Origin of the sequence: Oceanibacterium hippocampi (assembly GCF_900172325.1) — a bacterium.
GTDB classification, from domain to species: domain Bacteria; phylum Pseudomonadota; class Alphaproteobacteria; order Sneathiellales; family Sneathiellaceae; genus Oceanibacterium; species Oceanibacterium hippocampi.
Genome location: NZ_FWFR01000001.1, coordinates 1,734,447 through 1,749,793, shown reverse-complemented (window position 1 = coordinate 1,749,793; position 15,347 = coordinate 1,734,447). Strand labels below are relative to the sequence as shown.

Below are 15,347 nucleotides of genomic sequence, written 5' to 3'. Positions count from 1 at the left end.
GAGTCGCTATTTTATCCCTATGACAGATGCAGCGTCTGGCCACGCCGAGAATATTGTCGCCCGGATCGGGCGCCTGAGCCGTCTCGCGCGGGAACGCCAATTCGGTGCCGGCCTGAACCCGGCGCAATGGGAAGCCTTGCGGTATCTGGGCCGGGCCAACCGCTTTTCGCGCAGCCCCGGGGCGCTCGCCGCCTATCTCGGGACGACCAAGGGAACGGCCTCGCAGACGGTGATCGCGCTCGAAGGCAAAGGACTTTTGCACCGGGTCCAGTGCGCCCGCGACCGCCGCGTGATCGAACTCGAACTGACCGACCAGGGCCGCGCCCTGCTCGACCGCGATCCGCTCGGCGAGATTCTCCGCGCCGCCGAATCGCTCGACCCGCTGACCGCGGCGCTGCTCGCCGACGGCCTCGACCGCCTGCTCGACGGCCTGCTCCGGATCGGCGAGGACCGCCGCTTCGGGCTCTGCGACGACTGCGCCAAGTTCGGCGCCTGCGCGGTCACCGACGACCGCACCCTCGGCGGCTTCTGCGAGGCGACCGGCGAGATCGTCGACGCCGAGGACCAGCGCGGCCTGTGCGCCAATTTCCGCGCTGACTGAACGCTGACCGCCGGCAAGCCCGGACTGGCCGAAGCCCGGCCGATGCGGCTATGCTGCGGTGGAACCTGACCGGTCGGTCAGCAAATCGCTCCCGGAGTCTCCCCGATGGATGTCGCTTTCATGGCCTGGGCGTTCGCCGCCGGCGCCGCGATCCCGGTTCAGGCCGGCCTCAACGCCGTGCTGTCGCGCTCGGTCGGCGGGCCGCTGGTTGCCGCCTTCGTCTCGTTCCTCGTCGGCACCCTCGTCCTGCTTGCCTACAACCTGGCGACCGGCACGCGCTGGCCCCGCCTGCCGGAGATGGCGAGCGTGCCGCTCTGGGCCTGGGTCGGCGGGGCCCTCGGCGCCTTCTTCGTGGTCTCGTTCACCGCGACCGCGCCGAAGCTCGGCGCCGCCACCATGATCGGCTGCATCATCGCCGGACAGCTCACGATCTCGCTACTGCTCGATCATTTCGGCCTTGTCGGTTACGCGGAACAGGCGATCACGCCGCTCCGCCTGCTCGGCGCGATGATGCTGCTGGGCGGCGTCCTGCTGGTCCGCCTCGGCTGAGACCGGCGTCCCGGCCTATTCCGGCGGAATGTCGTCGGCCCGCCGATAGACCAGCATGGCGGCCAGGATCAGCGACGCGACGACGGCGAAGGCCGCCTGGTAGGCACCCTCCTCCGGGCCGCCCGGCCCGGCCATCCCGTCGATCACGAGGCTCGCGATCACCTGCATCAGGGCAACGCCCATGATCGCCGTCAGGTTGAGCGCGGTCGAGGCCCGGCCCACCTGGTGGTCGGCGAAGCTCGCCCGGCAATGGGCCGCGAGCGGCACCTGGTAGCCCTGCAGGAAGGTCGCCGCGACGAACAGCCCGACGGCGACGGCGAGCGGCGGCGCGTCGAGCAATGCGAGCAGCGCGAAGCAACCGGCCGAGGCCAGCGCACCACCGATCACGACACGCTTGCGGCTGCCGAACAGCCGGTCGAGCGGCCCGAAGGCGAGAATGCCGAAGGGCGAGGCGACCGCCATCAGGAACAGGACATGGCCACGTTCGACCCGGTCGAGACCGTGCACGTCGGCCAGGTAGGGTCCGGCCCACAGGCCGATCAGGGTCATCGAGGGCGCATAGGCGACCAGCCCCATCGCCAGGATGCGCTGGAACGGTCGGGATTTCAGGATCTGCACGAGGCCCTGCACCGCCTCGCCGAGGCTGGCCGGGCCGGCCGCCGCCGGGACATAGCCGGGCGGCGCGTCGCGGATCACCCAGCTGCCATAGGCGATGATCGCCAGCGCCGCGACGCCGGTCCCGAGCATCGCGGTCGGCCAGCCGATCCCGGCGATCGCGGCGGCAAGCGGCGCGGTCGCCATGATGCCGCCGATATTGCCGATGGCGAGCAGCCGCGACCAGACGGTGGCGAAGCGGGCGCGCGGCGTCCAGCGGGCGAGGATGACCAGCGCCGACATCATCACGGCGGAGAAGCCGAGCCCCATCATCAGGCGGCCGAGCAGGAGCGTCGTGAAACTGCCGGCGAAAGAGAAGACGACGATCCCGGCAACGCCGAACAGCGTCACGGCGGGCATCGTGCGGCGCGCGCCGTAGCGGTCGAGCAACACGCCGACCGGGAGCTGGACGCAGGCGGCGGAGAAGAACAGCGCCGCGCCGATCGCCCCGACCTGGCCCGGCGTGAGCGCGAAATCGCGCACCAGCTCGGGCATCAGCACACCGCCCGAATAGCGCTGGAACTGGCCGAAGGCATAGAGCATGGCGAAGATGGCGAACATCCGGAGAAGCAACCCGCGCGGGGCGCCCGGATCGGGGTCGGACGGAAAAGAGGACAAGCTGGCCAGACGATATTGCGTGCAGGGAGGTCGATCTTGCCCCGCCGCCCCGGACGGGGCAAGCCACGGCGTTGTCGCCGGCTTCCGGCGGCCTCAGGCGGCGTCGTGCAGGATGATCCCGAGCGTCCAGCGCTCGCCGGATTTCAGGGGGCTGACCCCGTGCCGCATGGACGCGGTCATCATCCCGCGCTTGCCCGGCACCGGCCGGTCGGCGACCGGGAAGACGATCATGTCGCCCTGGCCCGGCTGCCAGACGCTGCAGAGCGCCTGCTGGCGCGGCCGGTTCTCGACCAGCACGAATTCGCCGCCGGTGAAATCCGTCTCCGGCGCCGACAGCATGATGACCGCCTGAAGCGGAAAGACGGTCGGACCGTAGAGATCGCGATGCAGCCGGTTGTGGCCACCTGTCCGGTAATGCAGGACCAGCGGCGTCGGCCGCGCCTGCCCGGCCGCGTGACAGCGTTCGAGGAAGTCCTCGAGCCGGTCGGGATAGCGGGTCTCCCGCCCGAGGGCGGCCATCATGCGGTTGGCGACCGGGACGAGCGCGGCGTAGAGCCGGGTCCGCAGCGCCGCCACGACCGGCGGCAACGGATAGTCGAAATAGGCGTAGTCGCCGAGCCCGTAGGCATGCCGGGCCATCTCGATGCGACTGCGGAAGCGGGCATCGTCCCCGTAGAGGCCGACGATATCCCGGCAGGTCGTGGAATCCAGCATGGCCGGGACGAGCGCCGCGCCGCGTTCGCCGATCGCGGTCTCGACGCGCGCGGCCAGGTCGCCGGCCGCAAGGGCCGAACTGTCCGGGACGCTATCTGTTTGCTGTTTGTTCACGTTGGCCTATGCTTTTCGAACAGGTGCCGTGCGTTTTTGTTAATCGAACATGCCGGTGTCCGCTATCCGTTCCCTGTCGTCGAACCCGTCGCACCCTTCATGATGGAAGATCCCGCACCCTTTACGCCAACGCAACCGGTCCCGCAGGATCGCGGTCGCCCGCCCGCCATCCTGCCGCCCCGCTTCGCCGACTGGTTCGCCGGGCGCGGCTGGCGCATCCGCGACCACCAGGCGGCGCTGCTGGATGTCATGGCCGCCGGGCGCTCGGCCCTGCTGATCGCACCGACCGGCGGTGGCAAGACGCTGGCCGGCTTCCTGCCGTCGCTGGTCGCGCTCAGCCGGCGCGACGGGCGGGCGAAGGCCGGGACGGCGCCGCGCCGGCTCCATACCCTCTATCTCTCGCCGCTCAAGGCGCTCGCCGTCGATGTCGCCCGGAACCTCGAGGATCCGGTTCGAGAGATGGCGCTCGACATCACCATCGAGACGCGGAGCGGCGACACCAAGGCGTCCAAGCGACAGCGCCAGTTCGTCAACCCGCCGGACATCCTGTTGACCACGCCGGAGCAGCTCGCGCTGATGGTCGCCTACCGCGATTCGCGGCGTTTCTTCGCCGCCCTCGACACGGTGATCATCGACGAGTTCCACGCGCTACGGGGCAGCAAGCGCGGCGACCTGATGATGCTGGGCCTCGCCCGGCTGGTCAGGCTGGCGCCCGGGCTCAGGATCATCGGCCTGTCGGCGACCGTCGCCGACCCGGACGCCGCGCGCCAGGCGCTGGTCCCGGGTGGCGAGGCGGTGCTGGTGCGCGGCGCCGACGGCGTGCTGCCCGAGGTCACGGTGCACGATTCCGGCGCGCGCATTCCCTGGGCCGGGCATTCGACGCGGCACGCGCTGGCCGAGGTCCTAGCGGCGATCGCGAAAGCCCGAACGGCACTGGTCTTCGTCAATACCCGCAGCCAGGCCGAGTTCGTATTCCAGACCCTCTGGCGGCTCAACGACGACAACCTGCCGATCGCGCTGCATCACGGCTCGCTGGCGCCGGAGCAACGCCGCAAGGTCGAGGCGGCGATGGTCGCCGGCAAGTTGCGCGCCGTGGTCTGCACCTCGACGCTCGATCTGGGCATCGACTGGGGCGACGTCGACCTGGTCGTGCAGCTCGGCGCGCCGAAGGGGATCGCCCGCACCCTGCAGCGGATCGGCCGCGCCAACCATCGGCTCGACGAGCCGAGCCGGGCGATCCTCGTGCCCTCGAACCGCTTCGAGGTGCTGGAGTGCGAGGCTGCGGTCGAGGCGGTCGCCGAACGCGCGCTCGACGGCGAGGAACCGCCGCCGGGCGGCCTCGACGTGCTGGCCCAGCATCTCCAGGGGCTAGGTTGCGCCGAGCCCTTCACCGCCGACGCCGCGTTCGCCGAAGTGCGGAGCGCCGCGCCCTACCGCGATCTGCCGCGCGAGACCTTCGACCGGGTGCTCGATTTCGTCACCACCGGCGGCTACGCGCTCAAGGCCTACCCGCAGTATCACCGGCTGCGCCGCAACAGGGACGGACTCTACCGGATCGCCACGCCGACCGCCGCGCGCCAGTACCGGATGAATGTCGGCACCATCATCGAGGCGCCGATGCTGAAGGTCCGGCTCGGCCGCGGCCGGGTGCTGGGCGAGATCGAGGAAGGCTTCATCGAGCAGCTGGCCATCGGCGACACCTTCCTGTTCGCCGGCGAGGTGCTGCGCTTCGAGGGTCTGCGCGAACTGTCGGCGATCGTCTCGCGGAGCCGTTCGGAGGATCCGAAGATCCCCTCCTACATGGGCGGCAAGTTCCCGCTCTCGACCTTCCTGGCCGAGCGCGTGCGGCGGATGATCGCCGAGCCCGGACAGCATCGCGGTCTCCCGAAGCAGGTCGCCGAATGGCTTCGCATCCAGGCATGGCGCTCGATCCTGCCGCGCGCCGGCGAGCTGCTGGTCGAGACCTTCCCGCGCGGCAGGAAGCATTACATGGTCGCCTATCCGTTCGAGGGCCGGCTGGCGCACCAGACCCTCGGCATGCTGCTGACCCGGCGCATGGAGCGGGCCGGCTTCCAGCCGCTCGGCTTCGTCGCCAGCGAATATGCGCTTGCCGTCTGGTCCCTGCGCGAGCCCCACGACATCCCGGCGCTGTTCGACGAGGACATGCTGGGCGACGACCTCGAGGCCTGGCTCGCCGAATCGAGCCTGATGAAGCGCACCTTCCGCAATGTCGCGCTGATCGCCGGCCTGATCGAGCGGCGCCACCCGGGCGCCGAGAAGTCGGGCCGCCAGCTCACCGTGTCGTCGGACCTGATCTACGACGTGCTCAGGAGCCACGAGCCCGACCACGTGCTGCTCGAGGCGACCCGGGCCGACGCCGCGCGCGGGCTGCTGGACATCGCCCGGCTGGCCGAGATGCTGCGCCGCATCCGCGGCCATATCGTCACCCGCCGCCTCGACCGGGTCTCGCCGCTGGCCGTGCCGGTGATGCTGGAGATCGGCCGCGAACCGGTTCATGGCGCCGCCCAGGACGCGCTGATCGACGAGGTCGCCGACGATCTGATTGCCGAGGCGACACGGCTTCTCTAAGGATCCGGGAAAGGTGAACGGGATGACAGCATGATCGTCAACGGGGAGAGGCTGGAGGGTCAGCCGAACGGCGCGCTCTGGTGGCCCGCCGCCCGCCTGCTCGTCGTCTCGGACCTGCATTTCGAGAAGGGGACGGCGCTCGCCCGGCGCGGCCACGGCCCGCTGCCGCCCTTCGACACGCGGGAGACGCTGGCCCGGATCGAGGCGCTGGTGGCGGCCCTCGGCCCGACCACGCTGATCGCGCTCGGCGACAGTTTTCACGACGAACAGGGTCCGGCGACCCTGGACGGCGAGGAACGCGCCCGCATCCGGGCCCTCACCGCGGTGACCGACTGGGTCTGGATCACCGGCAACCACGACCCGGAGCCGCCCCGCGATCTCGGCGGCCGGGCGGCGCCGGAAGTCCATTTCGGCGGCCTGCATTTCCGCCACGAACCCCGCGCTGACGCGGAAGCCGGCGAGGTCGCCGGTCACCTGCATCCGAAGGCCGCGGTCAGCGTGCGCGGGCGCCGGGTGACGCGGGCCTGTTTCGCGACCGACGGCCGGCGCCTCGTGATGCCCGCCTTCGGCGCCTATACCGGCGGCCTCAACGTGCTCGACCGGGCCTTCGCCGGACTGTTTCCCGGGCCGTTCCACGCCTGGATGCTCGGCGACCGCCTCCGCGCTGTCGCCTCGACGAGGCTCTCGGGCTGAGCACGCAGCGGAAGTGGCCGGTCAGAGGTCGGCGACCAGCCGCATCATCTCCCGCAGTCCGATAGCCTCGACGTCCGGGGCAAGCGGATAGCGCTCCTCGCCCCCGTGGACGACGAAGCAGCGGGCCGGCGCGAGATCCTGGCGAGCGTTGTGGAAGCCCTTTCCCGGTTTCGCCGACAGGCCGCGCTTGATCTCGACGGCCCAGAGGCCGCTATCGCCCGGGAGCTCAAGCAGCAGGTCGATTTCCGCGCCGGCGGACGTCCTGTAGAAGCTCGCCTCCGTCCGGGGCGGAGCGACGGCCAGCAGGTTCTCGATCACGAAGCCCTCCCAGCTCGGCCCGACCACCGGATGCCCGGCCAGCGCGTTGTAGTCCGCAATGCCCAGCAGGGCATGCACCAGCCCGCTGTCCCGCACGTATATCTTCGGCGACTTGACCAGGCGCTTGCCCACGTTCGCGTGAAACGGCCGCAGCCGGCGGACCAGGAGCAGGTCGACCAGCAAGTCGATGTAGGCAGTCACGGTCGGCGAAGTGACCGACAGCCCGCTGGCAAGCCGGGATGCGTTGAGGAGCGATCCCTGCCCGTGCGCCAGCATGGTCCAGAGACGCCTGAGCGTTTCGGCCGGGATGCGGCGACCGAATTGCGGGACATCACGCTCCAGATAGGTACGGATGAAGTTCTGGCGAAACGTCAGGCTGTCGACATCGGTTGCCGCCAGGGCGCTGTCCGGGAAGCCGCCTCGGATCCACAAGGTCCTGAGGCTCGCGGAATCCGGCGCGGCCTCCATGACATCGAGCGGGTTCATCTCGACATATTCGATGCGGCCCGCCAGGCTCTCGCCGGACTGCCGGAGCAACTCCATCGAGGCGGAACCGAGGAGAAGGAAACGCCCGGTCCTTCTGCCGTGGCGGCGTCCCCGGTCGATCAACCCGCGCAATTCCTGGAACAGCTCAGGCACCCGGTGAATCTCGTCGAGGATCACGAGCCGATCCTCGTATGCGCCGAGGAACAGCGCCGGGTCGGCCAGCTTGTCGCGATCCGCCGCGGCTTCCAGGTCGAGATAGAGCGACCCTTGGCCCTCGGCGATCTCATGGGCCAGGGTCGTCTTGCCGACCTGGCGCGGCCCGATGAGCGCGACGGCCGCCTGGCGGCGGAGGGCTTCGCGGACGAGCGAGGTTTGACGGCGACGTATCATCCATGCATATTCAAAGAAATGTTTTAATTTTGCAAGGATTATACGTCGGAAGCCGGCGCCACACGCGCGAGCGTCTACCCGTCCGCCATCGCGTTCCGGAAGCGCTTGCGCCTGGCCCTACCTTCTTCCCTTCCGCGTCGGTGGCAACGGCTTCTCGACCTCGTAGGTCACGCTCACCATCCAGTCGGCGTAATCCGGGTCGATCTTCTTCAGCGCCTGCATGAGTTCCTGCTTGAAGGCGGTCTCGACCGGTCCGCCCCTGCCAGGCCAGATGCGGAACTTGACGCGGAAATAGGTCCGGCCCGAGGAGGTCGTGAACCGGCCGACGAATTCCGACGGCGCCCGGAAGATGCCGGCGAACTGCTCGCTCACCGAGGCGGTCACGGCACGCGTCACGGCCTCGGCCTCGGCCGCGCGCTCCGGCGCCGCCGGCAGGGTGACATCGGCGGCGATACGCACATAGCCGCGCGGGTAGTTGGTGACGTTGCCGATCGAGCGGTTCGGGATGATGACCTGGGCGCCCATGGCGTTCTGCAGCACGGTGAAACGCATGCCGATCTTCTGAACGATGCCCGCCTGGTCGCCGATCTGCACCATGTCGCCGACGTCGAACTGGCCGGAGAGCAGCACCGTGAGGCCGGTCATCACGTCCTGCACGATGCCCTGCGAGCCGAAGGCGACCGCGAGCCCGATGATCGAGGCGCTGGCGAAATAGGCGGTCAGCGGAACGCCGAGCTCGCTCAGCCCCCAGCCAAGCGCGCCGAAATAGAGACAGAAAACGAGGATGCTGGTCGCCAGGCTGTTGACCGTCCGGGCCTTGGAGTAGGAGCGGTCGAGGCTGCGCGCCATGAGCCGCTCGCTGGCCCCGCGCACCATGCGGACGGCGAGATGGGCGCCGGCGACGACGATCGCGACCAATGCCAGCCGCTCGAGGGTATCGAGGTGAAGGTAGAGGAAATCGAACATCGCCTGCCGCCTCGTGCTTCCGGGGTCCGACCGCAAGCCGTCGCCCCGCCCCGTCAACTAGTGCCCGATGCAGCGGCCGGGGTCCAGCCTTGCGCCCGGCATCCCTTCGATCCTCTCCAGCGGGGTGATCCGTCGGGCATGTCTCGTCAAGGCGGCCACTGGAAGACAATTGGAAGAGCAAGGCGAACGTGCTGAAATCGCAGCAGGTCGAAACCCCGGACGAGCAAAGCCGGCTGCCAGGACCGTCACAGGATCGGAAAGGAGGGGCATGGCAAGGATCATCATCGCCGGCCGCGCCGAAGCGCCGGTCCTCGCGCTTACGGAGGGGCTCAGTTTCTGGGGCGGGGTCGATCCGGCCTCGGGGCGGATCGTCGACGCGCATCATCCCCAGCATGGCGAGAGTCTCGCCGGACAGATCGTCGCGATGCCGACAAGCCGCGGCTCCTGCAGCGGCAGCGGCGTGCTTCTGGAACTGGCGCTCAACGGTCACGCTCCCGCCGCTTTGGTCTTCCGCGAGGCCGAGGACGTCCTGACCCTGGGCGCGCTGCTCGCGGGGCGGATGTTCGACTGCCCCCTGCCGGTGCTGCGGCTGGAGGGGCCCGCATACGATACGCTCTGCCGGACCACGACGGCACGGATCGAGGATACCAGACTGGTGGCCGGGACGTGGTCGCTTCCGCTCGCGCCAGCCGCGCTCGAGGGGCTGGAACTCGACGCCGCCGACCGCGCAATGCTCGACGGCGGGAAGGGCAAGGCGTTGCGCTTTGCCATGGAGACCATCTGCACCATGGCCCTCGGGCAAGGCGCGACAGGGCTCGTGGACGTGACGCGCGCCCATATCGACGGCTGCATCTACGCCGGCCCCGCCAACCTGCGCTTCGCCGAGGCGATGCGCGACATGGGGGCCAGGGTGCGGGTCCCGACGACGATGAACGCGATCTCGGTCGATCGCGCCAACTGGGAGACACAGGGCGTGCCGCCCGGCTTCGGCGGGCCGGCGGCCCGGCTTGCCGACGCCTATGTCGCGATGGGCGCGCAACCGATCTTCACCTGCGCGCCGTACCAGCTCGATGACCGGCCCAAGCGGGGCGAATACATCGCCTGGGCGGAATCGAACGCGGTAATCTATGCCAACAGCGTGATCGGCGCCCGCAGCGTCAAGCATCCCGATTTTCTCGACCTGTGCATCGCGATGACCGGGCGGGCGCCCCTGTCGGGCGTCTATCTCGACGCCGAACGAGCCGCGCGCCGCGTGATCGAGGTGGCGCTGCCGGCCCGATATGACGACGCTCTCTGGCCCCTGCTGGGTTATCTCGCGGGCAGGCTGTCGCCCGACCGCATCCCGCTGCTGGTCGGACTGGAGGCGACGGCGCCGGGCGAGGACGACCTGAAGGCCCTGTGCGCGGCCTTCGGCACGAGCTCGGCCGCGCCGATGCTGCACGTGGCGGGACACACCCCGGAAGCGGGCCGGGTCGCCCCGGACGCCGACAGGATTCGCGTCGGGCGGGAAGAACTCGCGGATGTCTGGTGGCAGTTCAATGCGGGCGACGCGACGGTCGACCTCGTGGCCTTCGGGAGCCCGCATTTCTCGGCCGCCGAATGCAGCCGCCTGGCGGACTTGCTGGAGGGGCGGAAACGACACCCGGAAACGGCGGTTCTCGCGACCGTGGGGCCGGGCACGCTCGCGGCCATCCGCGCGGACGGCGTGCTCGCACGGCTCGAGGCGGCGGGGGTGCGGGTCGTCTCCGACCTCTGCTGGTGCTCGATCACCGAGCCGGTGTTCCCGCCGGCGACGCGGGTGCTGATGACCAACTCCGGCAAATACGCCCACTACGCGCCGGGGCTCTGCGGCCGCGAGGTGCGCTTCGGCAGCCTTTCGGACTGCGTCGGAACCGCGCTCTCCGGGCGCGCGCCGGCGCATCCGCCAGCATGGCTCGGGTAGGGCACCCGGCGAACGCCGTCAGTCCCGGATGCCGCGCTTTCCGGCGTTGAAGTCGGCCATCAGCGCGATGGAATCCGCATCCACCATCAGGTCGCAGAACAGCGTGCGCTCATCGGCGAGGCCGTCCGCCGCCGGGCGGCCCTGGACACCGCGCACCAGCCGCTTGATATGCGCCAGCGCCTTCGGATGCTGGCCGGCGAGCCTGCCGGCGATTTCGCGGGCCCGGCCGACGACGTCGCCGGCGACGCATTCCGAGACCAGTCCGAGGCCCCGTGCCTCCTCCGGCCCGAAGGTGCGACCCTGGAGCAGAAGTTCCAGCGCCTTCGCCTCGCCGATCAGCCGGGTCAGGCGCTGGGTGCCGCCGGCGCCGGGCAGCAGGCCGATATTGATTTCCGGCAGGCCGAGCGGATAGTCGCCGGTCCTTGCGAGCCGGATGTCGCAGGCGAGCGCCAGTTCGAAACCGCCGCCCATCGCCACGCCATTGATCGCCGCGACGAAGGGCCTGGGCGATTCCTCGATGCGCCGGAGGGCGGCGAGATAGGGCGATTCCGGGACCGGCCGGGCGGGATCGAAGCGGAGCCCCCGGGCGGCCATGGCGCGACCGCGCGCTTCCAGCGTAGCGACGTCGAAATGGCGGATGAAGACGCCGGGCTCGCCGCCGGTGAAGATCGTCGCGCGGATCGCGCCGTCGCCCTCGGCCCGGTCGAGATAGCCGTTTAGTTCGGCGGCCGTGTCGTCGTTCATGAAGCCGCCGGGCAGGCTGGCGAAGGTGACAAGGGCGATGCCGCCGTCGACCGCGATTTCAAGCTGTGTCATCGACCCCGCCTCCGCTTTCCGCCCGTCCGGATCAGCCGGCGACCACGCCCATGGTAGCGAACAGCACGCCCTCGAAGGTCTCGAGCAGCAGGAAGGCGCCCGCCCCGGCGACCATCGCGCCGGACAGGCGGGCCGGCAGCGCCGCGGCGCTGGTCGCCCGGCCGAGCGTCCCGACCGCGAAGCCGGCGGCAACCGCGATGACCCACTGGATCGCCGCAAGGCCGACCAGATAGCCGATCGTGACGGCGAGCGGCGCGCCGCCCTCCTGGCCCGCGATGGTCTCGCCGAAGGCCCAGCCGTGGAACAGGCCGAGGCCGGCGAAAAGCACGGCGGCGAGCGGTAGGCCGAGCGCCTTGCCGCGCGCCAGCAGGCCGCCGATCAGCAGCAGCGAGAGGGCGATCACCGCCTCGACGGCCGGCAGCGCGACGCCGCCGACGATCAGCAGGACGCCGCCCAGCATGCCGGCCACGAAGGCAAGCGGGGCGAGTAGCCGGCGCCCGGTGAAAAGCGCGGCGATGCCGACGGCGACGACGAAGAACAGGTGATCGAAGCCGAGCAGCGGATGGCCGACGCCGGACAGCAGGCCATGGCCGAAGGTGGTCATCGGCATGCCGCCGAGCGGATGGTGGGCCAGGGCGGGTGCTGATACGAGAACGCCCAGCGCGACAAGCCCGGCGAGGTATTTCTTCATGTCATGTCTCCTGGTCCGCGAACGGGGCGGTCATGGTGTCAGTTCAGCCGAACGGCTTCAGCGGGTCGGCCGTGGCGTCCCCGTCCGGCCGTTCCCGGGTATGGCCGGACAGGCGGAACTCGACCTGCCTGAAGATCCCGAGGATGCCGTAGGTGACGGCCAGGTACATCAGCCCGGCGGTGATGTAGATCTCGTAGACGTCGAAGCTCCGGGCGACGATCACCCGGGCCACGCCGGTCAGGTCCATCAGGGTGATGATCGAGACCAGCGAGGTCGACTGGAACAGGAAGACGACCTCGTTCGAATAGGCCGGCAGCGCCAGGCGAAGCGCCTTCGGCAGCACGATCCGGCGGTTGAGCAGCCAGCCCGACATGCCGCAGGCCCGCGCCGCCTCGACCTCGCCGTGCGGCACCGCCTGGATGGCGCCGCGGAAGATCTCGGTCGTGTAGGCGGCGGTGTTCAGCGTGAGCGTGAGAACGGCGCAGAAATAGGCTTCCCGGAAATAGGCCCAGAGACCGTACTCCTGCAGCAGCGGGCGGAACTGGCCGGCGCCGTAATAGACCAGGAAGATCTGGACGAGCAGCGGCGTGCCGCGGAAGAACAGGACGAAGGCATAGACCGGCGGCCAGACGAGCGGGTTGGGCGAGAGCCTGAGGAGGGCCAGCGGCACCGCCAGCGCGAAACCCATGATCAGCGCGAGCCCGGTGATCTCGATCGTCAACGCCATCCCCTCAAGGAGTTTCGGGAAGCTGTCGACGATGATCTGGAAGTCCATCGCTCAGGCCCTCCGGATGCCGCGATTGGCCCAGCGCTCGATACGCTGCTGGCCGAGCATCGAGATGACGGTAATCGCGAGATACATGAGCGCGGCGGTGAAGAAGAAGGTGAAGGGCAGCTTGGTCGCCCCCATGGCGATGAACGACTTGCGCATCAGCTCCTCGAGCTGGATCACCGAGATCAGCGCCGTCGCCTTGATCAGCACCATCCAGATATTGCCGAGCCCGGGCAGCGCGAAACGCCAGATCTGCGGCAGCATGACCCGGCGGAAGGCCAGCACGGAACTCATGCCGATGGCGCGCGCGGCCTCCATCTGGCCCGGCGGCACGGCGATGAAGGCGCCGCGGAAGACCTCCGTGGCAAAGGCGCCGTAGATGAAGCCGATGGTCAGCACGCCGGCGATGAAGGGATTGAAATCGACGATGATGTCGTAGCCGAGATCCTCGGCGATGCCCTGGATCAGGGTCGGCGTGCCGTAGAAGATGATCAGCAGCAGCAGCAGTTCCGGAATGCCCCGGATGACCGTCGTGTAGGTGGCGGCGGCGGCGCGGGCGACGCGGTTCTCGGACAACTTTCCCCAGGCCCCGATCAGCCCCATCAGGATCGCCAGAACGAGCGAGCAGAGGCCGACGAGCAGGGTCATCTGCAACCCGTCCCACAGCATCCAGCCGTAGCCCTGAAGATCGAACATACCCGTATCCGCCTGTCGCCGCCGGCCGGTGACTATCGACAAGGAACCCCCGGCCGGCGCCATTGCCGGCCGGGGGCGTCCCGATCAGCCGGTCGCCGGCCTACTTGCCGTAAACGTCGAAGTCGAAGTACTTGTCGTTGATCTTCTGGTAGGTACCGTCCGCGCGGATCGTGGCGATCGCCTTGTCGAGGCTCTCGCGAAGCGCGTCCTCGCCCTTGCGGATGGCGATGCCGGCCCCCAGTCCGTGCCATTTCGGCTCGTTGTAGTCAGGGCCCTTGAACTCGAAGTCCTTGCCGTCCTCGGTGTTCAGCAGGCCTTCCTTGAGCGCCATGGAATCCGCCATCACGAGATCGAGCCGGCCGTTCGCCAGATCGAGGTTGGCCTCGTCCTGGGTCGCATAGACCTTGATGTCCGCGTCGGGGAAATTGTCGCGCAGGAAATTCTCGTGGATGGTCGCCCGCTGCACGCCGATCGCCTTGCCGGCGAGCGCCTTGTTGCCGGCGTCGGTGCCCTCCGGAATGTCCACCTTCATCGACTTGGCGCCGACGAACTTGGCCGGCGTCGAATAATACTTGCCGGTGAAGTCGACCTTCTCCTTGCGCTCCTCGGTGATCGACATCGAGGCGATGATGGCGTCGTACTTCTTGGCGATCAGGCCGGGAATGATGCCGTCCCAGTCCTGCACGACGAACTCGCAGTCGAATTTCGCGGCGACGCAGAGCGCCTTCGCGATATCGATATCGAAGCCGACCAGTTTGCCGTCGGAATCGATGTAGTTGAAAGGCGGATAGGCACCCTCCGTGCCGATCCGCACCTTCTGCATGTCGGCCGCCAGGGCGGACGTCGCCAGAACGCCGATCGCGGCCACAGCGGCGACGGCTAAGGAAAGTTTCCGCATTGCTACCTTCTCCCTGTTGTCACATCTTCGTTGGCCGCTCGGGACATGCTCCGCCTCCCCTCGCCAGTCTCAGAGGTTGCTGGCAAGAAACTGGCGGAACCGCTCCGATTTCTGGCGGGTGAAGACTTCCGCCGGCGGCCCCTCCTCCTCGATCATCCCCTCGTGGAGGAAGATCACGTTCGACGACACCTCGCGGGCAAAGCCGACCTCGTGGGTGACGACGATCATCGTTCGGCCCTCGTCGGCCAGTTCGCGGATCACCCGCAGGACCTCGCCGACCAGTTCCGGATCGAGCGCCGAGGTCGGCTCGTCGAAGAGCATGACCTTCGGCTCCATGGCAAGCGCGCGGGCGATCGCCGCCCGCTGCTGCTGGCCGCCGGACAGGTGCGACGGGTAATAGTCCATCCGATCGCCGAGCCCGACCTTCTCGAGAATCTCGCGCGCCCGGGCCTCGGCTTCCGCCCTCGGGTGCTTCAACACGTGGACCGGCGCCTCCATCACGTTGCCGAGGACGGTCATGTGCGACCAGAGATTGAACTGCTGGAACACCATGCCGAGCGAGGCCCGGATGCGATCGACCTGCCGGCGGTCGGCGGGCTCCTGCCGGCCGTTCTTCGGGCGCATCCTGATGAGCTCGCCACCGACCCGGACTTCGCCGGCGTTGGGAATCTCCAGGAGATTGATGCAGCGGAGGAAGGTCGATTTTCCCGAGCCGGAAGAGCCGAGCATCGAGATGACGTCGCCTTCCCGGGCGGTCAGCGAGACGCCCTTCAGCACCTCCATCGAACCGAAGCTCTTGTGCAGGTCACGTACCTCGAGGGCTACCGTTTCCGCGCCCAT

The 15,347-nt window shown here is 69.0% G+C and carries 15 protein-coding genes; 5 read left to right on the top strand and 10 right to left on the bottom strand.

Features of this window, described 5'->3' with window-relative positions; all coding sequences use genetic code 11:
• The first annotated feature begins 19 nt into the window (after nucleotides 1-19).
• Nucleotides 20-601, top strand: a complete 582-nt coding sequence (locus OCH7691_RS23225) for a MarR family winged helix-turn-helix transcriptional regulator (RefSeq protein ID WP_085882859.1) — start codon at nucleotides 20-22, stop codon at nucleotides 599-601.
• 105 nt (nucleotides 602-706) lie between these two features.
• Nucleotides 707-1,150 carry a DMT family transporter gene (locus OCH7691_RS08215; RefSeq protein WP_085882857.1) on the top strand — a complete coding sequence of 148 codons (444 nt, stop codon included), beginning with the start codon at nucleotides 707-709 and terminating at the stop codon, nucleotides 1,148-1,150.
• Between the two features lie 15 nt (nucleotides 1,151-1,165).
• Here OCH7691_RS08215 and OCH7691_RS08210 read toward each other — a convergent pair whose 3' ends face one another.
• Nucleotides 1,166-2,365, bottom strand: coding sequence for an MFS transporter (locus OCH7691_RS08210; RefSeq protein ID WP_085882856.1), 1,200 nt, complete (start codon nucleotides 2,363-2,365; stop codon nucleotides 1,166-1,168).
• A gap of 150 nt (nucleotides 2,366-2,515) precedes the next feature.
• Nucleotides 2,516-3,250 (bottom strand): 2OG-Fe(II) oxygenase, encoded by a 735-nt coding sequence (locus OCH7691_RS08205; protein ID WP_085882855.1) that lies wholly within the window; start codon nucleotides 3,248-3,250, stop codon nucleotides 2,516-2,518.
• Between the two features lie 99 nt (nucleotides 3,251-3,349).
• Between OCH7691_RS08205 and OCH7691_RS08200 the strand changes: the two genes are divergently transcribed.
• Complete coding sequence (locus tag OCH7691_RS08200; protein ID WP_085883565.1) at nucleotides 3,350-5,839, top strand: ligase-associated DNA damage response DEXH box helicase; 2,490 nt, start codon at nucleotides 3,350-3,352, stop codon at nucleotides 5,837-5,839.
• A 30-nt stretch (nucleotides 5,840-5,869) separates the two neighbouring features.
• On the top strand, nucleotides 5,870-6,532 hold the full coding sequence (gene pdeM, locus OCH7691_RS08195) for a ligase-associated DNA damage response endonuclease PdeM (protein WP_085882854.1): 663 nt from the start codon (nucleotides 5,870-5,872) through the stop codon (nucleotides 6,530-6,532).
• A gap of 21 nt (nucleotides 6,533-6,553) precedes the next feature.
• On the opposite strand, the gene OCH7691_RS08190 is transcribed toward pdeM, so the two are convergent.
• Nucleotides 6,554-7,726, bottom strand: a complete 1,173-nt coding sequence (locus tag OCH7691_RS08190; protein WP_085882852.1) for an ATP-binding protein — start codon at nucleotides 7,724-7,726, stop codon at nucleotides 6,554-6,556.
• Nucleotides 7,727-7,843: 117 nt separating this feature from the next.
• The gene (locus OCH7691_RS08185) at nucleotides 7,844-8,692 is read right to left on the bottom strand and encodes a mechanosensitive ion channel family protein (protein ID WP_085882851.1); all 849 of its coding nucleotides are present in this window, start codon (nucleotides 8,690-8,692) and stop codon (nucleotides 7,844-7,846) included.
• A gap of 268 nt (nucleotides 8,693-8,960) precedes the next feature.
• On the opposite strand from OCH7691_RS08185, the gene lhpI reads away from it, so the two are divergent.
• On the top strand, nucleotides 8,961-10,634 hold the full coding sequence (gene lhpI, locus OCH7691_RS08180; RefSeq protein WP_085882850.1) for a cis-3-hydroxy-L-proline dehydratase: 1,674 nt from the start codon (nucleotides 8,961-8,963) through the stop codon (nucleotides 10,632-10,634).
• An 18-nt stretch (nucleotides 10,635-10,652) separates the two neighbouring features.
• On the opposite strand, the gene OCH7691_RS08175 is transcribed toward lhpI, so the two are convergent.
• The 6 genes from OCH7691_RS08175 to OCH7691_RS08150 all read right to left on the bottom strand — a co-directional run bounded on the left by OCH7691_RS08175 (nucleotide 10,653) and on the right by OCH7691_RS08150 (nucleotide 15,347).
• The gene (locus OCH7691_RS08175) at nucleotides 10,653-11,450 is read right to left on the bottom strand and encodes an enoyl-CoA hydratase/isomerase family protein (RefSeq protein ID WP_085882848.1); all 798 of its coding nucleotides are present in this window, start codon (nucleotides 11,448-11,450) and stop codon (nucleotides 10,653-10,655) included.
• A gap of 31 nt (nucleotides 11,451-11,481) precedes the next feature.
• On the bottom strand, nucleotides 11,482-12,141 hold the full coding sequence (locus tag OCH7691_RS08170) for a HupE/UreJ family protein (protein ID WP_085882847.1): 660 nt from the start codon (nucleotides 12,139-12,141) through the stop codon (nucleotides 11,482-11,484).
• A gap of 43 nt (nucleotides 12,142-12,184) precedes the next feature.
• Nucleotides 12,185-12,916, bottom strand: a complete 732-nt coding sequence (locus OCH7691_RS08165; RefSeq protein ID WP_085882846.1) for an ABC transporter permease — start codon at nucleotides 12,914-12,916, stop codon at nucleotides 12,185-12,187.
• Nucleotides 12,917-12,919: 3 nt separating this feature from the next.
• Nucleotides 12,920-13,609, bottom strand: coding sequence for an ABC transporter permease (locus tag OCH7691_RS08160; RefSeq protein WP_085882845.1), 690 nt, complete (start codon nucleotides 13,607-13,609; stop codon nucleotides 12,920-12,922).
• Nucleotides 13,610-13,709: 100 nt separating this feature from the next.
• Nucleotides 13,710-14,507, bottom strand: coding sequence for an ABC transporter substrate-binding protein (locus OCH7691_RS08155; protein ID WP_085882844.1), 798 nt, complete (start codon nucleotides 14,505-14,507; stop codon nucleotides 13,710-13,712).
• A 69-nt stretch (nucleotides 14,508-14,576) separates the two neighbouring features.
• Complete coding sequence (locus OCH7691_RS08150; RefSeq protein ID WP_085882843.1) at nucleotides 14,577-15,347, bottom strand: ABC transporter ATP-binding protein; 771 nt, start codon at nucleotides 15,345-15,347, stop codon at nucleotides 14,577-14,579.